Genomic DNA, 25,224 nt, shown 5'->3' with positions numbered 1-25,224 from the left:
TTAATCAATAGTTGGATGAAAATGAAAGTTGTGCATATGTATAGATGCCCACTTGGATGACGGGAAAGCGATCGCTTAATAACTAAAGCCAGAAAAAGCAGTTTAATGGTTTACGTACTCTTGTAACAATATGGCCAAATAAACGGCGACCGCTCCTTTAAAATGTTTAATATCGATTCCTGTTTTTTCGATAAATTTGTCGATGCGATATTGTAAACTATTGCGGTGCATATATAGCTTTTTTGCCGCTAGGGAAACGTTAAGGTCGCATTGGAAAAACGTTTTGATGATATGAAGCCATTCATCATCCAATGTTTCCAGAGAAGGGAGAGACTTTTTGACCGTTTCCAGTTCGGAATGATGATGAATGAGCAGGAGCGGAATGATATCTTCCATTTGATACACCGTTTGTTTTGGCATATATGTTTGTGCTAATTGGAAACAGTTTCTTTCATGGCAAAATGATTCATAAAGATGTTCGCTATATCGATGGATTTGCCCAATAAATAGATGAAGGGTGATATAAAAATCGGTCGATAGCGTGTCAACGATTTCGGCAAATGGCAGCGGTTCCGGCGTTGGCGTTTGTTTTTTTTCAATAATGACGCCGCGATGATCATGTTCCCAAACGATAATAATCTGTTCTGGAAACAGCCCGTTAATCGCATCGTAAAAATCGTCTTTATTTGCTACAGATGGTTTTGTCAAAAAATGAATAAAACGATAATACGGGGAATGAGAGGAAAAATGTTGCAGCATCGTTGGATCCCCGTGCATGATCCAACTATACCATGCCATTTCTTCATCGTTCATCATGCGATCCGTGTCTGGAATCGGTGTCAAAAAAATCGATAATAATTGTTTTTCTTGTTCCGATAGCCGCTGTTTGTCAATTCCGATTTTATCGCCATCTTTCGTATAAAACCATTCATATGCGGCGATGTCGTCGACTCGCTCATTAATGACGATCGCGTCCTTATAGTACGATTTTAGCCGTTCAAGCATGGTGATGTTTCCTTTCTTCGTCTTAATTTTTTACTTCATTATACAAAAAGAAAAGCCGATTTTCTCAATAAAAAGAAAAATCGGCTTTTAAGCGTTATGTCGTTTCATAAGGGGGTTCTTCTTTTACTAAATCGCGCGTTTCCTCGATGTTTACCGCATCACCGTGGCCGTGGACATAGCCCCCGGCCATTCCTTCATTGATCATGCGGTCGATGTCCATATCGTATTGATCGCGTCCTTCATAGCGCGAATCTTGATGAGACGGTTTGTTTCGCTCCATCATGAGGGTCCCTCCTTTTTTTCTAGTTTGTGTGATGTGGGAATAGATTATCCGCCTTGATCATATATATGACAAAAAATCGGACAAGCAAGGAGGGAGAGGGATGATGCGTGCTGTGAAACAACTGCTGCGCGCGATAAAAAGATCAGCGCAGTTAGCAGAACAGCTGGCGGAAATGGTGGACGATGAAATGTGGAAGCAACAATTGGCATTGTATTTAGAGGATATACAACGCCAATATGAGCTATGGCAATACATTCATCATTTACTTGCCGGGGCATATGAAGAAAGCGGCGAGGAAAAGACGGCGAAAGCTTCGGTTGCTGGCCTTGTGCATGCACTTTGCTGCAACGAATTAGAAAAAGGGATGCTATGCCAAAAAGCAAGTGAAAAGCTGTCGGGCGCTGCGCGAAAAGCGGCGGACCAATCATTGCAACAGGCGATTCAATATAGCCGGCTATTTTTTACGATGATGCAAACCCAGTTAGCTCCTCAAATAGAGCGATAAGTTGCTTTGCACCAGAACGCTGAATGTCGGGTTCGTCAAAAATCATCGGTTTGGCGTTTAGTTCGTACAAATATAACTGCCCATCTTTGCTTCGGCCGATGTCTGCGGAAAACTCACCGATGAATCCGAAATGTTTGCTTATTTCTTTCCCGCATTCGTCCATGATATCGCACAGCAGCCTTTCATCGATCCGGCTTTCCACCTTGGAATATGGCAGAAGCTTCCCGCCGTTTAGGACGTGTGTCGTCAGTTGCTGCGCTTGCGCCAGCCGCGCGCCGATGCCGCTTATTGCGTAAGCGCCGCGCCGATAATGAACGAGAACGCGCAAATCATAGCGGCTGCCTTGCCACGTATCGGCATCGATCGCTTGTTGAGCGACATAACGCGCCGAGGCAAACAACGGAGCGAGTGCGTCAAGGGAAACAAGCGTTTTTTGACCGTTTATTTGTTCATAGACATATGTTTGCGAAGGAGAAGAAGTTAAACGAAAAATTCCTTTTCCTTTCGCTCCTTCATTTGGCTTCATGTAAACACTTCCGTATCTTTGCAGCATCACTCGTATATCGTCAATACTATGAACTTCAATCGTTGCTGGCAAATGCGGGCGCAATCGCTCGTTGTTTTTCAATGCTTCGTATAGTTCCCATTTCGTCAAAAAAGAACGATTAAAAAATGGGATGCGGAGATTATCTAAAAAGGCGATTGTCTGTTGGAACGCTTCCGTTTTTTCTTCTGCTCTGCTTTTGATGCGGTTATAAAAAACGTCGGGAAGCGGGGCGGTAACGGGCATCCATCGCCCAAGATCATTAACGAATACATATCCTTGAACGGATCGTTCTGCGATGGCGCTGAACGGAAGCACCACGCTGATGCTTCCCGCTTTTTGTAGCGAATGGGCGATGAGTTCGACATATTGTTTTTTTCGTTTTAAAAGCGCGGGAATAGATGATTCGCTAATGACAATGCCGACAAGCGGTCCGATTTTTCCGTTCCTTTCTTTCACGGGGAACGAAAAAGATGGCGCGTCATTAGCAAAACGCAGTCGATGCCGGTATCCAAACATATAGGAACGGTCCTTGTCTTGGTGAAACCATTGCTTTTTTTCGTGATTGTAGAAAATGACCGTCATGTGAATGACGCCTCTCGTTTATCGATCGTTTTCTTGCTTAAATAGACGGCGTACGCAAGTAAAAGCATTGCTGTTAATTCATCATATCGTTTTAACTTCGGATGTGTAAAAATGGATCGCCCCGGCTTTGAATTTGCTTCAAACATCCAAATCCGACATTGCCGGTCGATGCCAAAATCAAATCCGATTTCGCCAATATTTATCTGCAGCTGTTCCTCAAGGCAGCGGCTTAAGGTAAGGGCGGTGTCATAAAGTTGTCGGAGGATACGGTCGCGAGCGCTTCGGTCAGGGAAAATTTCTTCGACTGTTTTGACGATGCCACCGTTATGAATATGGGTTGTCACGCTCGTTTTTTCGGCGATTTTCGCCGCGATCGCGCTCACCTGCCAAATCCCTTCTTCATTTTTATTCGTATGAACGCGAAAATCGATTTTTCTTCCGTTGATTTCGATGAGTCTAATCCCTTGTTGAATAATATATGAATCTAATTTTTGTTGTGAAAAGATATTTTTCCATAAGGATGATAATGTTGGAAACGATTGCGAGCGGTTCACGCCGCGTTGATTGCGAAATCGGCATTCGTATTTCCTATTTTTTTTTAAAATATGGTAAATGCCTAAACCGTGGCTGCCATTGGCGGGCTTTAAATATACTTCGCCATAACGTTTTAAAAATTGATCGACCGTTTCGATCGTAGGATAAAACGATGTGTCTGGAAGATACGGTCGCGATAATGGATGTTTTTCGAGCAGACGGTATACTTCCCATTTGTTAAAAAAGTTTTCGTTAAACCAAGGGATTCCGTATTTTGTTTTTAATGTTGTTTTAATTGCTTGGAATGCTTCGGCGTTTTCGATTCGTCGGTTTGGCAGGCGATTGTAAATAACGGTTGGAAACGGAACTTCGCGTTGCGTCCAGCCGCTTTCTGTATAAAAATAGCCGGTTATCGTTCCTTTTTCCCAGTTGATATGATGTGTGCCGAAAACGAAGGCGAATACTCCAATCTTTTTTTGTTGTGACAGCAATTTAGCAAAGAAAAAGCTTCGTTTTCCCACTGGACGAAGCGGCGATTTCGTAAATCCGGCGGTAAAAATGCCGACGAGCGGGCCAAGATGGACGGTATCTTCATCGAAAAATAGATGAACGTCGGCGGAAAATGGGATGTATAAGCGTTTAGCGACATCATTCGTCATGATAATTTGTTTGTCTAAAAGCGGAGACGAAACGAAGCGGCATGTTGTTGATATGCTGCCAAACGATGCCATCGTTTGCCCGGAAAGCGAGACATCGGGAGGAAGGTAAATCGTATTTTCTTCTCCCTCTTGTATCGTTAATGAATATTTCATCGGACATTCACCTCGTTTGCAAGAAACAGGCAATAGCGAAGGGGTGCTTCATATATCGTGTCGCGTTTTTCAGGGGAAAGCGTGGTAATCATTTTTCGGCCCGGCTTCGAATTGATGTCGATCAGCCATACGGCGCCTTCTTCTGTGATTCCAAGATCAATACCTAATTCAAACAGCGGACCGAACTGCTCTTCCAAGTAAGATGGCAGCACGTTCGTAATCGTTTCGATTCCGTCGGCAATAAAAAGGCGCTGCGGAGAAGGAATTTGGCTGAACCATTTGGAAAAATCGAAAATGGAAGCGCCGGCGCTGACGTTGGCGATGATTGTTCCCGGAGGCCCGACTCTCACTCCTCTGCCGCGTTCGCTCCATGTTCCATGTTCGTTTTTTTGGAAGAAGAAACGCACATCGAACGGCTCGTTTTGCTTCGTTTTTAAAGGGAAAAACGGTTGGATAAGATACGAAGAGCGGTGAAGCAGTGCTTCTAACCAATGTTGTAAATCTATTTTTCGCTTGATGGCGGCGATAGTTTGACCGCTTGTGTCCAGAATATGCAGATGGTTTTCCACTTGTTTTACAACATAAATGCCTTTGCCTTGCGAACCGTGTTCTGGCTTACAAATGACGGATTTTTCTTTCCGGATCATGTGCAGCAAATCGGTTGGGGAACGAAGGAGTACGGTTTTCGGAACATAATAGGAAAGCAATGGATGATCGATGATCCTTTTGTACAAATCCCATTTACTTGGGAACCCGTATCCTAAAAATGTAATATCCGGACGCTGTTTGATCCACTGCATAATCGGTTTGCTTTTTTTCGAACGCTCATCGGCGCGGTAAAAGCAGCGGTCATATAAAATAGCAGGAATATCAAAAACGCTCTCGATCCATGATTGCGTGGCGGCATGAAACTTTTTGCCGCGCGCTTTTTCTGTCAACGGGTCAATATCAAGCGGGGTAAAGCGGTAGACGGTAATGCCATAACGCTCAGCTCGTTTGGCCATTTCCGTGGAATAATCGATTTCTTGCTGATCATAGATCGTGACGAATCCAAACGAAATCAATAGTATTCACTCCTTTTGTTCGATCAGAAATAAGCAATAGTCAATAATCGCTTTAGCGGAAGGGCGAATAAGGACGTTGGGCATTGCCGTATCGGTTTGTTTTGACGGTTTTGTGTTTACTTCGATGATCCACGGTTTGTTTTCTTGATCGATCGCTATATCAATGCCGAATTCTCCATATAATCCGTCGGCTTCGCATGCTAGCGCGGAAGCCGTTTCCAGTGCGATTTCTTTTAACAACATTTTTTGATGGAACGCTTTGTTTCTCTTATATAATTGTCCAAGCACCGTATCGATGGAAACGATTTCCCCGCCGCGGGCAAGATTGGCAACAAATTGTTCTTGCTGGGCGATGCGTGCGACAGCGGATGTCACGCGCCATTCGCCGCCATGAATGCGGTGGCATGACAGCCTGAAATCGACGGGGCGCCCGTCCAGCGTCTGGATGGCAACGCCCTGTTGAACGATGGCCGCTGATCTCATTCGTTCCTTCAAAGCCGCAAACAGCGATGAAGTAGAAGTGTAGTGCCGCTCCATATCTTTTGTGAGCGTAGAATAGTCAAGGCGAAAATCGCTTCCCGTTTTTTCGATGCGGAAAATATGGCGTCCTTGACTGCCATGAACCGGTTTAATAAAAGTAACGGGAAATTGTTCGAGAAAATGGTCGAGCGTTTGTTTTTTCGCGAACAATTCCGTTTTTGGCAAATACGGATGCAAATGCGCATAGTTGAGCAAACGTTCGTGCACTTCCCATTTGTGCAAAAAGCGGTGATTAAACATAAGGACATGTTCATCTTGGAGCTTGCGGATAAGACGTTCAAACAAACGGGAATATTCTGTTTTTCGCGAATGAATGCGGTTATAAATGACTTTCGCCGGGGGGACTTCCGTTTTCGCCCATTCCCCATTCATCCACTGATAGCCGATTTTTTCATTTTCTAAGTACATTGATAAGGAGGTCACGTATAGAGCAAGATGATGCTGCTTGCTATATTCCGCTAATTCCTTGCAAAATTCATGGATGGAGCCAAAGTGAACGCGGGAGTCCGTCGTCTGGAAAAATTCCGTCATCACAGCGATGGAACGAGGATGATTCATTGTCCTCCCTCATTTGCGCTTTCGTTTCACAATCTCTATAATGAAAAATTAGGCAACCGTTTCATATCGTATCGTATGATTCTCGCCTAATTTTGGTGATAGTGGACATACGTGAAAGGAGAGAAATATGGGGACGATTATTTATTTGTTGTTTATGATCGTCGTTGGTGCGATAATTGGTGGAGTAACAAACTTCCTTGCTATTAAAATGTTGTTCCACCCGTACCATCCGATATATGTGTTCGGAAAGCAACTTCCGTTCACGCCGGGGCTGATTCCGAAGCGGCGCGAGGAACTTGCCGAACAGCTTGGAAAGATGGTCGTCGAACATTTATTAACACCAGAAGGCATTCGCCGCAAATTGATGGAAAGCGAATGGATGAACGGCGTGGTCGAACAGGTACGACAGTTTGTAAAAACGTGGCTTTCCCGCGGACAAACGGTGCGGGAGTTTCTAGAACAAATGGGAATCAGAAAACCGGAGGAGCTCATTCGCACAAAAGCGGCACAATGGTTGGACAAGGCGTATGAACAGTGGATGGAGCCGATTAGGTCAAAAGCGATTCGCGACGTGTTTCCTGACGAAGTACAAAAGAAAATGGAAACACGGATTGGCGATTTAGCAAATTACATCGCTGACCGAGCGCTTGACTATTTTCAAAGTGAAGAGGGAAAACAGCGAATCGCTAAAATGATCGATGAATTTTTTAGCGGCCGCGGGATGTTAGGCAATATGCTGCAAATGTTTCTTAACAACGCCAACCTTGTCGATAAAGTGCAGCCGGAAATCATTAAATTTTTCCGCCATTCTGGAACGAGGGAGCTATTTGCGCAGCTGTTGTTTAACGAATGGAATAAACTAACGAGTCATCCTTTTGCAGTGGTTGAGGAGCTGATTGGCAAAGAGCGGATTCGCCAATCTTTTCACCGCTTGGTCATCGGCGCTGTTGAACGAGATGATTTTTTAGCACGGCCGCTCGCTGACTTCATTGCCCCATATCAAGAGCGAATCATGGATGAATGGATTCCAAAGGCGGTGGCAGCAGGCGGAAGATGGATCAGCGGTCAAGTCGAAATGATCATCGAGCGTCTGCAATTAGCCGATATCGTTCGTTCCGAAGTCGAGTCGTTTTCCGTAGAACGTCTTGAAGAAATGATTTTGGCGATTTCGCGGCGCGAGTTTAAAATGATTACATATTTAGGCGCGTTATTAGGCGGAATCATTGGATTTTTCCAAGGAATCATTGGCTTATGGCTGTAAGGATGTCCCATTTTTTGTTAGTCATATCGCTTTTTCCTAGCGCATACGTTATGATAGTGATAGGTTACTTTTTCATAGGAGGCTTTTTTATGTCGAATCAACTATATGCCCTTGCCGAGCAACTGGGGCAAGCGATCCGCACAAGCAGCGATTTTCAACAATTAAAGCAGGCGTACGAAGCGGTGCGTCGCGATGAAACGGCGTATCGCATATTTACGAATTTCCGCGATTTGCAAATGCGCCTTCATGAAAAACAAATGACTGGCGCTGAAATTTTGCCGGAAGAAGTGGAACAAGCGCAAAAAGCGATGACGCTCGCCCAGCAAAACGAAAAGCTTGCCCAGCTGATGGCGCTCGAACAACGGATGAGCATGGTGATGGCTGACGTTCAACAAATTGCAATGAAGCCGTTGGAGGAACTATATCGTTCATTCACAGAATAAACGCGAACACTCATATTGAGTGTTCTTTTTTTGTCCGTTTTATCATAGCTATGAAGTGATAGGAGAGAAGCGGGCAAGATTCAACTTTTTCGAAAAGGGGGAGACGGCGTGGCATATAAGTTGCTTGCTCTCAATATTGACGGAACGATTTTAAAAAACAACGGCCGCTTGCAACGGGAAACGAAAGAAGCGGTCGAATACGTAAAACGAAAAGGAGTTTACGTGACACTGATGACAAGCAGAAATTTGCTTGCGGCACGAAAAATCGCAAAGGCGTTAAAATTGAATAGCGAATTGATCACGTTTCAAGGGGCGATGCTCGGAAAATCGCTGAATGAAAAAATATTTGAAGCGCTTATTCCAGAAGAACGGACATTTAATATCGTGCAAGTGCTTGAAAATTTCCATTGTAATATTCGATTGATGCATGAACGTTATTCGATCAGCAACCGGAAAAAAGTGCAAAAAAATTTAGTCGCAAAAACGGTGCTATCATCTGGCGATCCGTTTTTTTATCCGACCCAGTTCGTTGATTCGCTTGGCGACATATTAATCGATGAGCCATTAGCGGTTCCGAAAATCGATGTGTATTTTGCTAACGAAAAAGAGCGCAATGAAGCAGCAGCGGTATTGGAAAAGGCGTTTCCGACCATCGATATGATCATGCAACAAAATGGAAAAATGGAAATCGTGCCGCGGGGAGTATCCAAACTTGCCGGATTGCGACGCCTCGGCAATCATTTAGGCATTTCTTTGAAAGAAATGGTGGTAATCGGCGATGGCCTAGACGATATGCCAGCGATTGAGGCGGCTGGTTTAGGAGTCGCAATGGGGAATGCCCCTGTGGAAGTGAAAAAAGTTGCTGACTGGGTGACGCGCTCGAACGAACAGCTCGGAGTCGCCTACATGATTAAAGAACATTTCCGTAAACAGCAACGTCTAGAATTTTTGCAAAAATTGAAAATGAAACGATAAACAAGAAAGCTGGGATCGTTCGTCCCGGCTTCTTTTCATTGGTGAATCTCTCCGCTTGACGAAGCAGAATCTCCTTCTGTACACTGAAATAAGCTTGACGTGGGAAAGGTGATGCCATTGCGTATCCAAATCGAAGGATTGCACGATATCGGGCGGTTTCAACGCCCGTTGGAAGTCATCACAGGATTATTTTTTGAAGAATATGAACTAGTGCTGGAACCGGGTTATGACGCGGATATAACGGTCGCGCTTTCCGTAAGCGGCGGCAAGCGCGTTTATGTTCATGGAATATTGACAGAAAAAGCGGCGGGAAACAAATATGAAGCGGATCATGAAAAAGACGTATCCGGCTGTCTTGACGAGAAAGAGCGTTTTAAACAAGTAAAATACGCGGTGCTTTATGTATACGTTACATTATTGCAGCAATATACCGGCCTTATCCAGCAATGGGGCGTGCTGACGGGGATCCGCCCTGTCAAATTATTGCATAAGATGCTGCGTTCCGGGCTTTCTAAAGACGAAGCGCACCGCCAGCTTCGCGAAGAGTATTTAGTGACGGAAGAAAAAATCCAGCTGATGCAGGAAATTGTCGACCGCCAGCTTGCGGTCGTGCCGGATTTATACGATCTCGCCCATGAAGTAAGCATTTATATCGGCATTCCGTTTTGTCCGACGAAATGCGCGTATTGCACGTTTCCTGCCTATGCCATTAATGGGCGCCAAGGTTCTGTCGATGCTTTTTTAGCCGGGCTGCATTATGAAATGCGGGAAATCGGCCGTTTTTTAAAAGAGCGCGGCATCCATATTACGACGATTTACTACGGCGGCGGCACGCCGACGAGCATTAGCGCTGAAGAAATGGACCGGCTGTATGCGGAGATGTACGAGTCGTTTCCAAACGTTGAGCGCGTCCGTGAAATCACGGTCGAAGCAGGGCGTCCCGACACGATTACGCCGGAGAAACTGAACGTGCTGAAAAAGTGGAACATCGACCGCATCAGCATTAACCCGCAGTCGTACATTCAAGAAACGTTAAAAGCGATCGGCCGCCATCATACGGTTGACGAAACGATTGAAAAATTCCACCTCGCCCGCGGGATGGGGATGAACAACATTAACATGGATTTAATCATCGGCCTTCCGGGAGAAGGGCTGAAAGAGTTTGCGCATACGTTGGCGGAAACGGAAAAACTGATGCCGGAGTCGTTAACCGTGCACACGCTCTCGTTTAAACGGGCATCGGAAATGACGAAAAACAAAGCGAAATACAAAGTCGCCGACCGCGGCGAAATCAGCGAAATGATGAAAGCGGCGCAAGATTGGACGAAGCGGCACGGCTACGTCCCGTATTATTTGTACCGGCAAAAAAACATTCTCGGCAACCTTGAAAACGTCGGCTACGCCTTGCCGGGAAAAGAAAGCATCTACAACATTATGATTATGGAAGAACAGCAATCGATTATCGGGCTTGGCTGCGGCGCCTCGAGCAAATTTGTCGATCCGAAAACGCGGAAAATTACCCGTTTCGCTAACCCGAAGGAGCCGAAAGCGTACAACGAAAACGTTGTCCACTATACGGAAGAAAAGCTAAAAATGATGGAAGCGTTGTTTGGATAAGGCGGGCTTCAGACAAATGTCTGAGGCCTGTTTTTTGGTTGTTTAGCGGATTAGTCAAAGACATTCAGGAGAACCAACGCTGCCAGCAAAAGAACAAAGCCAACTATAACATACCCAATCCATCTAACTCCTTTCGGCTGTGAATCGAGCCGAAGCTCTTTCGGTTCCACACGCCTCCTGTGATCCTTTGCAAGTCTTCGATCGGTGCAAAGGTTTTGTCATCACTATGGTGGAGCTGTTCCGTTGATTGCGTTTCATGAATATCTTTCATTGTTTTCCACATCCTTTTCGATTGCTTTTGGCAACACTGGGTCATGTCAGCGATGGAACAAAATCAGTTTTCCGCTTGATGTTACACAACGGTGCGTTTTATCGTAGCAGTTATGCTCGCGCAATTTTTGCTCGCCGATTTTTTTTGCTTCCTCGTCGTTTGCAGCTTCGAACGTTTCGTCCAACAGTTTTTCCCCGCTTTTGTCGAAAGCCGTCAACGTGTACGTTGGCATGCTAGTTTCCTCCTTTGCTGAATAGTGGTTCATATTATTATTTTGTTATTTTTTGAAAAATTCCTTCTAAATTACGAAACTTTTCGCTATGATAAACGTGTAATAAGATGGTGGAATTTTTATCTAAAACTGGGGGAGTGAGAATGGCGCTACAGTTAGAGCATGTGACAAAGCGATTTGGTGAAGTGACCGCAGTGAATGATGTCACATTAACGATTCCAGAAGGAAACTTGTTCGGATTTCTTGGTGCGAACGGGGCGGGAAAGACGACGACGTTCCGTATGATTTTGGGATTGCTCGAACCGACAGCAGGAACGATTACATGGAACGGAGAAAAAATCGACTATTCGAAAAGCCATCTCATCGGCTATTTGCCGGAAGAACGAGGATTGTATCCAAAGCTGAAAGTAAAGGAACAGCTTATTTATTTAGGCAGGCTGCGCGGCTTGGACAAGGCGGCGATTGTGAAAGAAATGGAGGCATGGCTCGAGCGGTTTCACGTGCCGGAGTACGCGGAAAAGCGGATTGAAGAGCTGTCGAAAGGCAATCAGCAAAAAATTCAATTTATCGCTGCCGTTTTGCATAAGCCGAAACTATTAATCTTAGATGAGCCATTCAGTGGGCTTGATCCCGTCAACGTTGAACTGTTGAAAGAGGCGGTCATCGATTTAAAAAACAATGGCACGACGATTGTCTTTTCAAGCCACCGCATGGAGCATGTGGAAGAATTGTGCGAACATCTTTGCATTATGCACCGAGGAAGGCCGGTTGTATACGGGGCGCTAAAAGAAATAAAACGGTCCTTTGGCAAAAAGAACGTTATTATCCATGCCGATATGCCGCTCGATGAACTCGCGGAGTTTCCGGGAGTCGTCAAAATGAAGCGGACAGCGGAAGGCGTCCATTTGCAAATCGAAAGCGAAGGCGTGTCGCAAAAAATCCTTTCCCATATCGCCAACAAAGGATTTATTCGCAAGTTTGCCCTAGAAGAGCCTTCGTTAAACGATATTTTCATTGAAAAAGTGGGTGCGGCGTATGAATAAGTTTTGGATTGTGCTTTGGCATACATATACGACAAAGCTGAAAGCGAAATTGTTTCTCATCACAACGATCATTATGAGCCTCTTAGTTTTTACGATCGCGAACATTCAGCATATTATTGAGTTTTTTACGAAGGATGAAAAAACGACGGTGGCGGTCATCGATACAACGGGAGCGTTTTACGAACCGCTTGCGGCGCAGCTAAAACAAGAAAAACACGATGATCTCCAGCTAAAGAAGGTGACCGGCTCGGAAGAAAAGGCAAAGGCGGACGTCCGCGCTGGCAAGTGGGATGCGCTCCTTGTCCTTTCAGCTGACAATGAGCAGCTTCCAGAAGCGGCGTATTATGCAAACACGCTTGCTGATAGCGATACGCCGAAGGAAATCGAGCAAGCGCTCCAGCAGCTGAAAACAGCGTTGGCGACGGCAAAACTCGGTCTGAAACAAGAGCAAATTGCCCAGCTATATGAGCCGGTGCCGTTTAAAAAAGCGGCGTTGGAAAAAAACGCGAAAACGGAAGAAGAGCTGAATCAGGCGCGCGCTCTCGTTTACGTGCTGCTGTTTGCGATGTACATGTTCGTTTTTATGTACGGCGGCATGATTTCAACGGAAGTGGCGACGGAAAAATCGTCGCGCGTCATGGAAATTTTAGTATCAAGCGCCCCACCGATACAGCAGTTATTTGGAAAAATCTTTGGAATTGCGCTTCTTAGCTTAACGCAGTTTGCGATTTTATTTGCCGTCGGTTTTGCGGCGCTGAAAAGCAGCGGGCAGGAATTGTGGAAGTTTCTCGGCTTTGATCATCTTCCTGTCTCGACATTTGTGTATGCGATTATTTTCTTCTTTTTAGGCTATTTCTTATACGCTACGTTATTTGCTGTACTTGGTTCGCTCGTCAGCCGCGTGGAAGACGTGCAGCAAATGATTATGCCGGTAACGACGCTCGTTATTGCCGCGTTTATGATCGCAATGTTTGGCTTAGGTGCGCCAGAGTCGTCCTTTATCACGGCAACGTCATTCATTCCGTTTTTTACGCCGATGATTATGTTTTTGCGGGTCGGCTTGCTGCCTGTTCCAGTTTGGGAAGTGGCGCTCAGCCTTGCTTTATTAATTGTCACGATCGGTTTGCTCGCCTTTTTCGGATCAAAGGTGTACCGCGGCGGGGTGTTGATGTACGGGAAAGCTAGTTCATTGAAAGATATGAAAAAAGCGGTGCAGCTGACGAAAAAGTAAGGCCTTGCATGCGCAAGGTCTTATATTTTTAGCGTTTATGCAATTGTGGTATACTTAACTATACGCAAACATGGAAACGGAGGAGAATAGGTTGGCGAAAGGGATCATTCATTACGATGTCGGCGAACAAGTAGACGTCTACTTGCTGATTAAGTCGGTGACAAAAGGGATCGCCAGCAACGGGAAACCGTTTTTAACGTTAATTTTGCAGGACAAAACGGGAGACATTGAAGCAAAACTATGGGACGTGTCGCCGGAAGATGAGAGCGTCTACGTGCCGGAAAGCATCGTCAAAGTGTTTGGCGATATTCACAATTACCGCGGTAAAACGCAGCTGAAGATTCGTTCGATTCGTCCCGCTCACGCCGGGGACGATGTTCGCGTATCCGATTTTCTCGAAACCGCCCCGATGAAGCGCGAAGAGATGATGGAAAAAATTACACAATACGTGTTTGATATGGAAAACCCGAACATTCAACGGATTACCCGCTATTTGTTAAAAAAATACGAACAGAAATTTTTTGATTATCCGGCGGCAACGAAAAATCACCATGAGTTTATTTCCGGATTGGCGTACCACGTCGTGTCGATGTTAGAATTGGCAAAAGCGCTTGTGAATTTATATCCGTCGTTGAATAAAGACTTGTTGTACGCTGGCGTAATTTTGCACGATCTCGGCAAAGTGATCGAATTATCTGGTCCGGTGTCGGCCTCGTATACGCTGGAAGGCAATTTGCTTGGCCATATTTCGATTATGGTGAGCGAAATTAGCAAAGCGGCCGAACATCTTGGCATCAGCGGGGAAGAAGTTGTCGTGCTGCAACATATGGTCCTTTCCCATCATGGAAAAGCGGAATGGGGCAGCCCGAAGCCGCCGATGGTGAAAGAAGCGGAAATTCTGCATTATATTGACAACTTGGACGCAAAATTGAACATGATCGACCGGGCGCTGGAGAAAGTAAAGCCGGGGGAATTTACGGAGCGAATTTATGCGCTGGAGAATCGTTCATTTTATAAGCCAATGTTTTTATCTGCCTCGACTGTTGCGAAATAAGAAAAAGCGGGATGTCATAAGCCGCTGGGCGGCGGCTGAAGCCGCGGGCTTCGCGCCATTTAGTCCGTGGGCGAAAGAAGAATGGAGAAAAAAGGCGAAATGGCATGCGTTATCCCAAAAGTGTAGGCTATTGCCTCTTTCTTACGCATATATTTTCCGGCGCCAGCGTATAGTTTTAGTAAGACAAGCTACATAAAAAGGGGGGATGCGCATGTTTAGCATGCCATGGTGGATTTACTTGGTCGTTGCTGGCATTATTTTTAGCGGTTATATGACGGTAAGGACGGCCGCGAAAGAACGGGAAATCGATGAGGCGATGATCGAAAAAGAAGGAGAGATTTATATGGAGCGCATTCGCGAGGAGCGAAAGCGGCGCCAGCAGGCAAAGTCCTTGTAGAACACAAGGACTTGATTTTTTTTGAAAAATTCTTTTTATTTTTTTTTAATTCATGTTAGGATAATAGTAACTGTTATTCATTAAAGAGATAAAGTGGGGGATGAAATGATGAAACGGGCATACAATTTCAACGCAGGACCTTCCGCGTTGCCGCTTCCAGTATTAAAGCGGGCGCAAGAAGAGCTTCTCAATTTTCAAAATACGGGAATGTCGGTGATGGAACTGAGCCATCGCAGCAAGGAATACGATGCGGTGCACAACAGCGCGAAGCAGCGGCTAAAAAAATTAATGAACATTCCCGATACGCATGATGTGCTGTTTTTGCAAGGCGGAGCGAGCTTGCAGTTTTCAATGGTGCCGATGAACTTGCTCGGCAAAGATCAAGTGGCCAATTACGTACTTACAGGATCATGGTCGGAAAAAGCGCTCAAAGAAGCGAAAAAAATTGGGAAAACCCATATTGCCGCATCAAGCAAAGAAGCGAATTATACGTACATTCCGCGTCTAGAAGACATTCAGCTTTCCGAAAACGCGGCCTATTTACATATTACTTCCAACAATACGATTTTCGGCACGCAATGGCGTGAATTTCCGAATTTGCCGGTCGATCTTATTGCCGATATGTCAAGCGATATTTTAAGCCGGGAAATCAATGTTGGACAATTTGCGTTGATTTACGCGGGGGCGCAAAAAAATCTTGGGCCTTCCGGTGTGACGGTCGTCATCATTCGCAATGATTTATTAGAGCGCATTCCTGATAACTTGCCGACGATGCTTGATTACCGCACGCACAGCTCGAAAAATTCGCTGTACAATACGCCGCCGACGTTTGCGATTTACATGCTTTCGCTCGTGCTTGAATGGGTGGAAGAAGAAGGCGGTGTGAAAGCGATCGAAGCGCGCAATAAAGAAAAAGCGGCCGTTGTGTACGAAGCGATTGATGCAAGCAACGGGTTTTACGCTCCGCATGCGGAAAAGGACAGCCGTTCGCTCATGAATGTCACATTTAGATTACCAAATGAAGAGTTAACGAAGAAATTTTTAGAAGAGGCAAAGGAAAAAGGATTCGTTGGACTAGCCGGCCATCGTTCCGTTGGCGGCTGCCGCGCGTCGATTTATAACGCTGTTCCGCTTGAGGCGTGTGAAGCGTTAGCGGAATTTATGAATGACTTTTACCGGCGGTTCAGCTGAATTTTTTGCTTCACTTTTACACTGCAAAGTGATATAATGATAAAAAAATTCTCGTATAGGTGCGAACACGCGATTAGAGGAGTTTAGGCTAGAATAGATGAGGAGAGATGAGCATGAATACGCGAGTGTTAGTTTCATTGGCATTGCTAGTTGGAATCGGGGCGGTATTGCATGCCGTTATTCCGGGAATTTTCTTTGGGATGAAGCCGGACATGATGCTAACGATGATGTTTCTGGCCATCTTGTTGTTTCCAAATGTAAAAACAGCGGGGCTTGTCGGGATTGTGACAGGCGTTATCTCCGCGATGACAACAGGATTTCCGGGAGGACAAGTTCCAAATATTATTGACAAAATCATTACCGCTTTTGTGTTTTTCTCATTTGTATGCCTTTTAAAAAAATATGGTCAGACGGTAGTTTCTGCCGCAATATTGACGGCGGTCGGCACGGTCATTTCCGGTATGATCTTTTTAACCGCAGCGCTTTTGTTCGCCGGGCTGCCAGGAGGAGCGACTTTTTCCGCTTTATTCCTGACTGTTGTATTGCCGACGGCCGCAATTAATACGATTGTGATGGTGATTATCTATCCAATTGTCTCGTCGATTTTTAAGCGGATGAACATGACAGCGCATGCGTAACAATCGCAAAAAAAACCCGATCATCATCTTGGTCGGGTTTTTTGCTATCACACTATACGTACCGCAGAAGCCAGACGGTGGCAAAGCAAAAAAATGTTATTCCAATATAAACGAGAGCACGATGCCGCAAAACTTTTTTTGGTGGGTACATTTTTGCTTTCGATAATGAAAAAAGCGTATGGATGAAAAGGCAGAAAAACACAAAGCCAACAATAAAAAAAAACGACCGCATATATATCATTGCATTCTCCCCCTATGTTTACTATATGTCCGTTGTTTTTCCGCTATGAATGACGGTAATGGTCATAAAAATAAAAAAAATTAAACATTTTTATCCTTTATTAATTTTTATTTTACTGGCATAATAGAAAGTAAAAAACACGGTGAGGGAAGAGTGGGTGGAACGATGAAAACGACAGAGCAAAATTATTCTATAAAAGAGGCGCTGCTATTTAGCCAACGGATTGCACAATTAAGCAAGGCGCTTTGGAAATCGATCGAAAAGGATTGGCAGCAATGGATTAAGCCGTTTGACTTAAATATTAATGAACATCATATTTTATGGATTGCGTATCATTTTAAAGGGGCGTCGATTTCGGAAATTGCGAAATTTGGCGTCATGCACGTGTCGACGGCGTTTAATTTTTCAAAAAAATTAGAAGAAAGAGGCTTGCTTTCCTTTTCGAAAAAGCAAGATGATAAGCGCAATACGTATATTGAACTGACAGAAAAAGGAGAAGAAGTGTTGTTAAAACTAATGGAATCGTACGATCCGACGAAAAACGCTGTATTTAACGGGGCGTTGCCGTTGCGCGATTTGTATGGGAAGTTTCCAGAAATTTTAGAAATGATGTGTATCATCCGCAATATTTACGGGGATGATTTTATGGAAATTTTCGAAAAGGCGTTTGAAAATATTAAAAATGATTTTGTTGAGCAAGACGGAAAGCTAGTGAAACGAAACGCGAAGCAACAAGAAAAGGAAAAAGAACTGACAGGTCAACCTAGCTAACGGTTTGGATTAACTTTTTCAATTCAGTCATCAGAGGAACAAACATTTGCTGTTGAAGGAGAGCGTCGACCGTCTGTTCGAGCGGAAGGCTTGGATGAAGCATTCCCGCGAAATGAAGGAGAAGCGGGGTGAAGATCGTCAGCCCTTCCGCTTTTTGTTTTTCGTATTCTTCGCTTAACTGTTGGCAAAGGGCGAGCACCTCATCCACTTCTTCTTTTGTCAAATTGGCTTGAATAACAAGATAATAAAACGGCTTTTTTGTTTTATCAACCATTTCCATTAGCAACGATCGATGAAATTCCAGTTTGGCGATTCGTTCCTCCAGCGTTTCCATATGCGTGCTCCTTTTGTCAAACATAATGGACAAGTTGTTACGTATATTTTACCTAATTGGCGAAAAACAACCAATAAAAAAGTTTTTTTCGGAGGAAGAGGATTTTTCTGTAAAAATCATATTGATTTATAAAACGAAACATTGTAAAGTAAATGAGTAATTATGATATTTTTACCATTGAATAGGAGGGGAAATAGATTTGACGGTGTATTTTATACCCCTTGCTGTCATTATTTTATTTCTCATTAATCAATTAACGTCTCGCCTTTGTGTACAAAGAGAAATACCGGAAGAAAAGCAACCAAGTGTCTTTCGCACGATCAATGTCCTCATTACGATTTTGTTAATTTCTTCCTATTTTGAAGTGCTATTTACATAGAGAAAAGCTGACAGCTCATGCTGCCAGCTTTTTTGCAGGCGTTTGGTGGATAGGGAAAAACGCGGCGGTTAGAATAAACATGCACATCCAACAATAATTAATAAAATAAACAGCACGACAATTAACGCAAAGCCTCCCGCATAAGGTGCACTCATTATAACACCTCCTTTCGAATTCAAAAAGGAGCCATTTAGCCACATCCGCTTCATCATCATCATATGTGAGGCAAAAATACGTGTATGGGCGGATGACTAACGGAAAAAGGTTTTTTTCTTAGTGAAAAATATGATATAGTTATTGTTGTAATTTTTTTTGTAAAAAAATTGGCGTAGGAGTTGTGGAACAAATGAAAAAATGGATGATTGCGGCAGCCGTCGCCTCTGTTTTCGCTCTGTCGGCGTGCAATAACGGCGATTCCGAAGTGATTGTGAAAACAAAGGACGGCGATATTACAAAAGAGGAATTTTACAATGAAATGAAGGCGCGGGTAGGTAAGGAAGTGATTCGTGACCTTATCGATGAAAAAGTGTTAAGCAAAAAATATAAAGTGACGGACAAGGAAATCGATAAAGAAATCGAAAACTTAAAGGAAATGTATGGGACGCAATACGATTTAGCAGTCCAGCAAAATGGGGAAAAAGCGATTCGCGACATGGTGAAACTCGATCTTTTGCGGCAAAAAGCGGCGATGGAAGATATCAAAGTAACGGAAAAAGAATTAAAAGACTATTATAAAAACTATAAGCCGAAAATTAGAGCGAGCCATATTTTGGTGAAAGATGAAAAGACGGCGAAAGAAATTAAAGCGAAGCTGGATAAAGGTGAAGATTTTGCGAAGCTTGCGAAACAATATTCGCAAGATCCAGGATCGGCATCAAACGGCGGCGATTTAGGTTGGTTTGGATCAGGAAAAATGGTGAAAGAGTTTGAAGATGCGGCATATAAGTTAAAAATTGGGGAAATTAGCGATCCGGTAAAAACCGAATACGGCTATCATATTATAAAAGTAACGGATAAAGAAGAGAAAAAGCCGTTTAATGAAATGAAAGATGAAATTGAATTTGAAGTGAAAAGAAGCAAGCTTGACCCAGCGAAAGTGCAATCGAAAGTGGAAAAATTGGTAAAAGACGCAAAAGTAGAAATCAAAGATAAAGATTTGCAAGACGTGTTAAAACAACAGTAAATAACAACAAAAGGAAGCGCTCTTGCCCGCTTCCTTTTGTTGTTATTCCAATCCTTTTTGAATCGTTGCGGCGATCGTTTGCAAATCTTCAAACGTGTAATCGCTAGCGTGCGATTTCCATACGGCGCCGAAACCATCGCCTTTGCCGTAGCGCGGGATTAAGTGGACATGGTAATGAAAGACCGTTTGTCCTGCTTGTTCGCCGTTGTTGTTCAGTAAATTTAAGCCGACTGGGGAAAACTGTTTTTTGATCGCGTTCGCGATTTTTGGAACAGCGGTGAAGACGTGGCTTGCAACATCAGGAGTGAGTTCAAAAATGTTTTCTTTATGTACTTTTGGAATGACAAGCGTATGCCCTTTCGTTACTTGGCTGATGTCGAGAAACGCCAGCACGTGTTCATCTTCATACACTTTTGCCGCAGGAATGTCTCCGTTTACAATTTTGCAAAAAATGCATTCACTCACTAGGAAAAGCCCACCTTTCTTATTTTTTTGTTCCATTTTACCATAAAAAAAGCAGGATGCAATCCCGTATTGATTGCATCCCGCCGCACTGAAAAGGGGAGAAAGATGGTTCAAACGAGGTAGCGTTTGATGAACACCCCATTTGCGGAAAGTTTTTCGTTGTTCAAGACGACCATCCTTTGGTCTTTTCTCTTGTGTAGAGGTTCATTGCTTCACAGCATGGCAAGATGGTCCTGTCTTTCACAAACACCCCATTTTGTTATGGAGTTTCGCGCTGCCTCACCGTATGCAACGGTGTTGCTTCGACAATAGTGTCTTTCGCGAACACCTCATTTCGAGCGGATGATTCATCTTGCGCTGTTTCTTTCCCCTTTTCGCTATTTATCATGCCCATGGGAAAAGAATGTATGCAAAAAAGGAGATAGATAATTTTTGGAAAGTGCTCATCGCTTTGATAAAATGAAAACGTAATCCGTAATTTATGAATAGAAAGGAAGCAGACGATGGCGCTTTTGGAAGTTCACCATTTATCGGGAGGATATACGAAGCAAAACGTGCTGGAAGATGTTTCGTTTACCGTTGACCGCGGCGAAATCGTCGGTTTAATCGGGCTGAACGGAGCGGGGAAAAGCACGACGATTAAGCATATTATCGGGCTGATGGAACCGCGAAAAGGGACGATTACGATTAACGGAAAAACGTTTTCAGAACAGCCGGATGCGTATCGTTCGCAATTTACATATATACCAGAGACGCCGATTTTGTATGAGGAGCTGACTTTGGAAGAGCATTTGCAATTGACGGCGATGGCTTATGGACTCGAAAAAGACGAATACGAACGGCGGCTTCCGCCGTTGTTAAAAGAATTCCGCATGGAAAAAAGGCTGAAATGGTTTCCTGCGCATTTTTCCAAAGGAATGAAGCAGAAAGTTATGATTATGTGCGCCTTTTTGGTCGAACCGGCGCTTTATATTATTGATGAACCGTTTCTTGGCCTTGATCCGCTTGGAATCCATTCTTTGCTTGAACAAATGCAGCGAATGAAGAAAAAAGGAGCGGGCATTTTAATGTCAACGCATATTTTGGCGACGGCGGAAAAATATTGCGATTCGTTTGTCATTTTGCATAACGGAAAAGTAAAGGCGAAAGGAACGCTTGCGGAGCTGCGCGAACAATTTTCTTCACCAGCGGCAACGTTGGATGAATTATATATCGAATTAACAAAGGAAGACGGCGTATGATAGACGGAAAGCAGTTATGGAACGACCGCCTTTATCAAGAGGCGCGCAAAATGCGGCGTTATTTGCGCTATATGTTGAACGACCATCTATTGTTTGTATTGCTGATTGGCATTGGATTAGGGGCGGTCGCCTACCGTCATTGGGTACAAACGCTTCCGCCGCATTTTCCTTATCCGATCGTTGCCGCGCTGATTTTCGCTTTTGTATTGACGTTTGGTTCGCTGCGCACGTTGTTTCAGGAAGCGGATATCGTGTTTTTATTGCCGGCTGAGACGAAGCTCCGCCCATATATTCAGCGGGCGTTTTCGCTAAGTTTTCTTTTGCAAGCATATGGGCTGCTTCTTGTCTGGCTTGCCATCGCGCCGCTTCACCGAAAGTTTTCCGATGTTTCCATATGGCTGCTGTTTTTTGTGCTGCTCGTTCTAAAAGGATGGAACTTGTTTATCAGCTGGAAAGGCAATTATTTTATCGAGCCGCTTACCCATCGTCTCAGCGCGATTTCCCGGTTTGGGCTAAATGCCGCGTTCGTTTATTTTCTGCTTGCCGATGCTTCCTTCTTCTTTTTGCTTGCCATATGCGCGCTGATGGCTGGCATTACCGTTTATTTTGCGCAAGCAACAAAGCGAAAAGGATGGAAATGGGAGCGGATCATCGAACAGGAGGCAAAAGCGGTGCGTGCATTTTACCGTATCGCCAATTTGTTTACCGATGTTCCGCAATGGAAAGAGGAGGCGAAGCGGCGGCGCTGGCTTGATTTTCTAGTTTCGCTGATTGCGTACAAGCAAAAAAATGCATTTCTTTATTTGTATGTGCGAACATTCATCCGTTCGGGCGGCTATTTAGGGCTTTATATCCGCTTAATCGCGATTGGATTGTTATTGCTTTATATCGTTCCATCGGAATACGGAAAAATCGCCGTGTCGTTATTTTTTCTTTACATTACAGGTTTTCAACTATTCGCGCTAATCGACCATCATCGGACAAACTTGGTGATCCGATTATATCCGCTCTCTGATGATGTGCGGAAACAGGCGGTATGCCGGCTCCTCTTTTTCTTATTAATCGTGGAAAACAGCGTGTTCAGCGTGTTTTTGTTCCTGCTTGACGCCGGCTGGATTTGGATTGCGTCATGGGCAGCAGGCGCTGTTTTTAGTTATTGGCTATTGTTTCATTATCTTTCTAAACGTCGCAAATAGGAGGGAAAAAAATGAAAAAAATGTATATCACGACGGGAACGGCCGATTATTTGCAAAAAGTGAAGGACATGTATAAGAACGAAACGATGTTATTGTTGGAAAATGGGGAAGATGCTGTTTTGCTTCATGAAACAGATGGGGAAACGGTATTTAACGAGCCGCGCTGTTATGAGGTGATCGATGCGTCTGGCGAGTTGGGCGGTGCGTTTGTTGTATGCAACAATATTCCGGTGACCGACGAAGGGCGCCCGCTTTTTGAACATCGCTTTCAGCAGCGGGCGAGATTGATTGAAAATGAGCCTGGATTTGTCGCGATTCGCGTGCTTCGTCCGCTTTCGAACGATACGTATGTGATTATGACATTATGGGAAGGAAAAGAATATTTTGAACAATGGCAGCGTTCTAACGCGTTTGCAAAAGCGCATGAGCGGCGAAAAGACGAACAAAAGCCATCTCGGCAAATATTTCCGCGCCCATCTTATGTAACGACCTATTCGGTTGTTCAAGAACGATAAAACAGTTTTTTACCCCTCGCGATCAAGTCCTGATTATTGTGTAAATTTTCATTTCCTGGTCCAGGCGAATGGACATTTTGGAGAAATCAGCCTGCTTTTTGCCGCTTCTTTTTACACAAATTCCCGGACTTGATCCACCTCGCTTTTTCCACAATGAAAAAGCGGGGTGTTTTTTGTTATCATGCGATCAAAATAGAGAAGTGTTTCACACCTTTATTCTCCTTTCATATGCTGTAGTACATCCGTGTTAGGTAAATGTCCTATTTACCCATGAAACAAGGAAAGGAGAATATAAATGGGTGTCGAATTAACGGTGCTGCATTGGATTTACTTAGCGTTTATCGTGCTTATCATCGGATTTATGATCGCAAGAAAAGATACATCGCTCGTTTGTATCGCTGGGATCTTTTTGTTAGCAGCTACTGCAACCCATTCGTTAAGCGCTGCGATCAGCGGGGTGTTTAATAGCTTTATTTACGCAATAACAGAGCTTTTGCCGACCATTTTAGTGATTTCCATTATTGTGGCAATGAGTAAAGTGCTGACAGCAACGGGAATTAATGATGTGATGATTTCGCCATTTACTAGGTTTATTCGCACACCGGGATGGGCGTATTGGACGATTGGAATTTTGATGATGATCATTTCTTGTTTTTTCTGGCCATCACCTGCCGTTGCGCTAATGGGAGCGGTGTTGCTTCCTGTGGCGATTCGCGTTGGGCTGCCAGCGTTAGGAGCAGCCATGGCAATGAATTTGTTTGGTCACGGTGTTGCCCTGTCAGGAGATTTCGTTATTCAGGGGGCGCCAAAGCTGACGGCGGATGCCGCCGGTCTTCCTGTCTCGGAAGTCATTTCTGCTAGCGTGCCGCTCGTGTTAGTAATGGGAGCGGCAACTACGATCACTGCTTTTTTATTGCTTCGCCGTGATATGAAGAGAGGGTATTTTGCTAATGAAGCGAACGAAGTGGCGGTAACTGCGGATGCAGCGCTCGAAAAGACGGAACGATTGTTGTCTAATCAAGCGAAAAATATAATGGCGGTCATCATTCCGGTTATGTTTGTTTTAGATGTCATCGCGATGTTTTATTTACGCTTGCAAGGCGGGGAAGCGACTGCGTTAATCGGAGGAACGGCGATTTTTATTTTAATTTTTATTTCGATTTTTGCGCATAAACAAGAAAGCTTCGAAGAAATTACTAATTATTTGATTGAAGGGTTTCAATTTGGCTTTAAAGTGTTTGGACCAGTCATTCCGATCGCGGCGTTTTTTTATCTTGGCGACGCAGGGTTTGGCAAAATTATCGGCGAGCACTTGCCGAAACTATCGCAAGGAATTGTGAACGACTTAGGAGTGGCGCTTGCCCATATCGTGCCGCTTAACGATGAGATTGGCGCGGTAACGTTAACGGTTGTCGGAGCAATCACCGGATTGGATGGTTCAGGCTTTTCTGGAATTTCATTAGCAGGTTCGGTTGCGCATTTATTTGCGACGGCGATTGGTGGCGGTGCCGCGACATTGACTGCGCTTGGACAAATTGCGGCAATTTGGGTTGGAGGCGGCACGCTTGTTCCTTGGGCGCTTATTCCCGCTGCGGCCATTTGCGGTGTCGATCCATTTGAACTGGCGCGGCGCAACTTAGTTCCGGTGACGATCGGCATCGTGATTACAACGATTGCGGCGATGTTTCTTATGTGAAAATGGCTGAAGTCTAATTATTGTGTAAAATTCCATTGCCAGTACAATAGACTTGGATTACGGGAAAATAAAATCGCCTTTTACCGTTTTGTTTTTACACAATTTCACGGACTTGATCGATAAGCTGCCTCGTAGGAGCGAGGCGGCTTTTTTGTTATAATGTAAAGAAGAATAATTTTTTGCCGCAACATCGTTACACCGATGAAAAGAATGGAAAACGATAGTTAGGCAAAGACAGCCGGCCGTCTATTTTGAAAGCGGACGAATAAAGCGGTATCGGCATAAGTGGAAACAAATCGTCAATTTTTTGACAGTTTCCCCCTGTTGCTATACATTGTCATAAGAACCTTGTATAGTTGTAAATGTAGCTTTTGATCGAACTGTTTATCAATCGATGATAGACAAGAAAGGCGGATGAAG

Annotated in this window: 30 protein-coding genes; 18 read left to right on the top strand and 12 right to left on the bottom strand. The window is 44.3% G+C overall.

Going from position 1 to position 25,224, the window contains the following annotated elements; translation table 11 throughout:
* Positions 1 to 102: 102 nt before the first annotated feature.
* A complete protein-coding gene (locus tag BM278_RS07135; protein ID WP_090948668.1) occupies positions 103 to 1,005 on the bottom strand; it encodes a PucR family transcriptional regulator in 903 nt (300 codons plus the stop codon).
* 94 nt (positions 1,006 to 1,099) lie between these two features.
* A complete protein-coding gene (locus BM278_RS07130) occupies positions 1,100 to 1,288 on the bottom strand; it encodes a hypothetical protein (RefSeq protein WP_090948667.1) in 189 nt (62 codons plus the stop codon).
* A gap of 100 nt (positions 1,289 to 1,388) precedes the next feature.
* Here BM278_RS07130 and BM278_RS07125 point away from each other — a divergent pair, with 100 nt between their 5' ends.
* A complete protein-coding gene (locus BM278_RS07125; RefSeq protein ID WP_244151112.1) occupies positions 1,389 to 1,793 on the top strand; it encodes a hypothetical protein in 405 nt (134 codons plus the stop codon).
* On the opposite strand, the gene BM278_RS07120 is transcribed toward BM278_RS07125, so the two are convergent.
* From BM278_RS07120 to BM278_RS07105, 4 genes are read right to left on the bottom strand one after another with little or no spacing between them, the layout of a single operon-like run.
* Entirely contained in the window at positions 1,750 to 2,922 is a 1,173-nt protein-coding gene (locus BM278_RS07120; protein ID WP_090948666.1) for a YheC/YheD family endospore coat-associated protein, read from the bottom strand. The genes BM278_RS07125 and BM278_RS07120 overlap by 44 nt on opposite strands.
* Positions 2,919 to 4,268: a YheC/YheD family endospore coat-associated protein gene (locus tag BM278_RS07115; protein WP_090948665.1), complete on the bottom strand. Its 1,350-nt coding sequence runs from the start codon at positions 4,266 to 4,268 to the stop codon at positions 2,919 to 2,921. Before BM278_RS07115 ends, BM278_RS07120 begins: the two co-directional genes overlap by 4 nt.
* Positions 4,265 to 5,332, bottom strand: coding sequence for a YheC/YheD family endospore coat-associated protein (locus BM278_RS07110; RefSeq protein WP_090948664.1), 1,068 nt, complete (start codon positions 5,330 to 5,332; stop codon positions 4,265 to 4,267). Before BM278_RS07110 ends, BM278_RS07115 begins: the two co-directional genes overlap by 4 nt.
* Before the next feature lie 6 nt (positions 5,333 to 5,338).
* The gene (locus BM278_RS07105) at positions 5,339 to 6,430 is read right to left on the bottom strand and encodes a YheC/YheD family endospore coat-associated protein (RefSeq protein WP_090948663.1); all 1,092 of its coding nucleotides are present in this window, start codon (positions 6,428 to 6,430) and stop codon (positions 5,339 to 5,341) included.
* Between the two features lie 127 nt (positions 6,431 to 6,557).
* Here BM278_RS07105 and BM278_RS07100 point away from each other — a divergent pair, with 127 nt between their 5' ends.
* From BM278_RS07100 to BM278_RS07085, 4 genes are all read left to right on the top strand, one after another.
* Positions 6,558 to 7,691 carry a DUF445 domain-containing protein gene (locus tag BM278_RS07100; RefSeq protein ID WP_090948662.1) on the top strand — a complete coding sequence of 378 codons (1,134 nt, stop codon included), beginning with the start codon at positions 6,558 to 6,560 and terminating at the stop codon, positions 7,689 to 7,691.
* Positions 7,692 to 7,780: 89 nt separating this feature from the next.
* Positions 7,781 to 8,134: a YlbF/YmcA family competence regulator gene (locus BM278_RS07095; protein WP_090948661.1), complete on the top strand. Its 354-nt coding sequence runs from the start codon at positions 7,781 to 7,783 to the stop codon at positions 8,132 to 8,134.
* Between the two features lie 108 nt (positions 8,135 to 8,242).
* Positions 8,243 to 9,109: a Cof-type HAD-IIB family hydrolase gene (locus BM278_RS07090; protein WP_090948660.1), complete on the top strand. Its 867-nt coding sequence runs from the start codon at positions 8,243 to 8,245 to the stop codon at positions 9,107 to 9,109.
* 111 nt (positions 9,110 to 9,220) lie between these two features.
* On the top strand, positions 9,221 to 10,726 hold the full coding sequence (locus BM278_RS07085; RefSeq protein ID WP_090948659.1) for a coproporphyrinogen III oxidase: 1,506 nt from the start codon (positions 9,221 to 9,223) through the stop codon (positions 10,724 to 10,726).
* Between the two features lie 103 nt (positions 10,727 to 10,829).
* Here the strand turns inward: BM278_RS07085 and BM278_RS07080 are convergent, their stop codons facing one another.
* Both BM278_RS07080 and BM278_RS07075 read right to left on the bottom strand, forming a co-directional pair.
* On the bottom strand, positions 10,830 to 10,997 hold the full coding sequence (locus BM278_RS07080) for a hypothetical protein (protein WP_244151111.1): 168 nt from the start codon (positions 10,995 to 10,997) through the stop codon (positions 10,830 to 10,832).
* 46 nt (positions 10,998 to 11,043) lie between these two features.
* Positions 11,044 to 11,229 carry a YhzD family protein gene (locus BM278_RS07075; RefSeq protein WP_090948658.1) on the bottom strand — a complete coding sequence of 62 codons (186 nt, stop codon included), beginning with the start codon at positions 11,227 to 11,229 and terminating at the stop codon, positions 11,044 to 11,046.
* 143 nt (positions 11,230 to 11,372) lie between these two features.
* Between BM278_RS07075 and BM278_RS07070 the strand changes: the two genes are divergently transcribed.
* The 6 genes from BM278_RS07070 to BM278_RS07045 all read left to right on the top strand — a co-directional run bounded on the left by BM278_RS07070 (position 11,373) and on the right by BM278_RS07045 (position 16,783).
* Entirely contained in the window at positions 11,373 to 12,272 is a 900-nt protein-coding gene (locus BM278_RS07070; protein ID WP_090948657.1) for an ABC transporter ATP-binding protein, read from the top strand.
* A complete protein-coding gene (locus BM278_RS07065) occupies positions 12,265 to 13,503 on the top strand; it encodes an ABC transporter permease (protein WP_090948656.1) in 1,239 nt (412 codons plus the stop codon). Before BM278_RS07070 ends, BM278_RS07065 begins: the two co-directional genes overlap by 8 nt.
* 91 nt (positions 13,504 to 13,594) lie before the next feature.
* On the top strand, positions 13,595 to 14,557 hold the full coding sequence (gene yhaM, locus BM278_RS07060; RefSeq protein ID WP_090948655.1) for a 3'-5' exoribonuclease YhaM: 963 nt from the start codon (positions 13,595 to 13,597) through the stop codon (positions 14,555 to 14,557).
* A gap of 211 nt (positions 14,558 to 14,768) precedes the next feature.
* Positions 14,769 to 14,954 carry a sporulation YhaL family protein gene (locus BM278_RS07055; RefSeq protein WP_064552577.1) on the top strand — a complete coding sequence of 62 codons (186 nt, stop codon included), beginning with the start codon at positions 14,769 to 14,771 and terminating at the stop codon, positions 14,952 to 14,954.
* 108 nt (positions 14,955 to 15,062) lie between these two features.
* Positions 15,063 to 16,145, top strand: a complete 1,083-nt coding sequence (gene serC / locus BM278_RS07050) for a 3-phosphoserine/phosphohydroxythreonine transaminase (RefSeq protein WP_090948654.1) — start codon at positions 15,063 to 15,065, stop codon at positions 16,143 to 16,145.
* 113 nt (positions 16,146 to 16,258) lie between these two features.
* Complete coding sequence (locus tag BM278_RS07045) at positions 16,259 to 16,783, top strand: tryptophan transporter (protein ID WP_090948653.1); 525 nt, start codon at positions 16,259 to 16,261, stop codon at positions 16,781 to 16,783.
* A 52-nt stretch (positions 16,784 to 16,835) separates the two neighbouring features.
* Here BM278_RS07045 and yhzF read toward each other — a convergent pair whose 3' ends face one another.
* Positions 16,836 to 17,015 (bottom strand): membrane protein YhzF, encoded by a 180-nt coding sequence (yhzF, locus tag BM278_RS19765; protein WP_482809931.1) that lies wholly within the window; start codon positions 17,013 to 17,015, stop codon positions 16,836 to 16,838.
* A gap of 174 nt (positions 17,016 to 17,189) precedes the next feature.
* On the opposite strand from yhzF, the gene BM278_RS07035 reads away from it, so the two are divergent.
* Entirely contained in the window at positions 17,190 to 17,795 is a 606-nt protein-coding gene (locus BM278_RS07035; protein WP_208601762.1) for an HTH-type transcriptional regulator Hpr, read from the top strand.
* Here the strand turns inward: BM278_RS07035 and BM278_RS07030 are convergent.
* The gene (locus BM278_RS07030; RefSeq protein WP_090948650.1) at positions 17,788 to 18,129 is read right to left on the bottom strand and encodes a YhaI family protein; all 342 of its coding nucleotides are present in this window, start codon (positions 18,127 to 18,129) and stop codon (positions 17,788 to 17,790) included. The two genes, BM278_RS07035 and BM278_RS07030, sit on opposite strands and share 8 nt — an antisense overlap.
* A 199-nt stretch (positions 18,130 to 18,328) precedes the next feature.
* Between BM278_RS07030 and BM278_RS07025 the strand changes: the two genes are divergently transcribed.
* Positions 18,329 to 18,508: a hypothetical protein gene (locus BM278_RS07025; RefSeq protein ID WP_090948649.1), complete on the top strand. Its 180-nt coding sequence runs from the start codon at positions 18,329 to 18,331 to the stop codon at positions 18,506 to 18,508.
* Positions 18,509 to 18,576: 68 nt separating this feature from the next.
* On the opposite strand, the gene BM278_RS18290 is transcribed toward BM278_RS07025, so the two are convergent.
* The gene (locus BM278_RS18290) at positions 18,577 to 18,663 is read right to left on the bottom strand and encodes a YjcZ family sporulation protein (protein WP_099458908.1); all 87 of its coding nucleotides are present in this window, start codon (positions 18,661 to 18,663) and stop codon (positions 18,577 to 18,579) included.
* A 191-nt stretch (positions 18,664 to 18,854) separates the two neighbouring features.
* On the opposite strand from BM278_RS18290, the gene BM278_RS07015 reads away from it, so the two are divergent.
* Positions 18,855 to 19,691, top strand: a complete 837-nt coding sequence (locus tag BM278_RS07015) for a peptidylprolyl isomerase (protein WP_090948647.1) — start codon at positions 18,855 to 18,857, stop codon at positions 19,689 to 19,691.
* A gap of 42 nt (positions 19,692 to 19,733) precedes the next feature.
* Here the strand turns inward: BM278_RS07015 and BM278_RS07010 are convergent, their stop codons facing one another.
* Positions 19,734 to 20,156 carry an HIT family protein gene (locus BM278_RS07010; protein WP_090948646.1) on the bottom strand — a complete coding sequence of 141 codons (423 nt, stop codon included), beginning with the start codon at positions 20,154 to 20,156 and terminating at the stop codon, positions 19,734 to 19,736.
* Positions 20,157 to 20,659: 503 nt separating this feature from the next.
* Here BM278_RS07010 and BM278_RS07005 point away from each other — a divergent pair.
* The 4 genes from BM278_RS07005 (at position 20,660) to BM278_RS06990 (ending at position 24,804) form a co-directional block, all read left to right on the top strand.
* Complete coding sequence (locus BM278_RS07005) at positions 20,660 to 21,397, top strand: ABC transporter ATP-binding protein (RefSeq protein WP_090948645.1); 738 nt, start codon at positions 20,660 to 20,662, stop codon at positions 21,395 to 21,397.
* A complete protein-coding gene (locus BM278_RS07000; protein WP_090948644.1) occupies positions 21,394 to 22,593 on the top strand; it encodes an ABC transporter permease in 1,200 nt (399 codons plus the stop codon). The genes BM278_RS07005 and BM278_RS07000 overlap by 4 nt, the downstream gene beginning before the upstream one ends.
* Positions 22,594 to 22,604: 11 nt before the next feature.
* Positions 22,605 to 23,108, top strand: coding sequence for an antibiotic biosynthesis monooxygenase family protein (locus BM278_RS06995; RefSeq protein WP_090948643.1), 504 nt, complete (start codon positions 22,605 to 22,607; stop codon positions 23,106 to 23,108).
* 295 nt (positions 23,109 to 23,403) lie between these two features.
* A complete protein-coding gene (locus BM278_RS06990; protein WP_090948642.1) occupies positions 23,404 to 24,804 on the top strand; it encodes a hypothetical protein in 1,401 nt (466 codons plus the stop codon).
* Positions 24,805 to 25,224 lie beyond the last annotated feature (420 nt).

This window comes from Parageobacillus thermantarcticus, assembly GCF_900111865.1.
GTDB lineage: Bacteria > Bacillota > Bacilli > Bacillales > Anoxybacillaceae > Parageobacillus > Parageobacillus thermantarcticus.
Note: the sequence above shows the minus strand (reverse complement) of the source record. Positions and strands in the feature narration are given on the sequence as shown.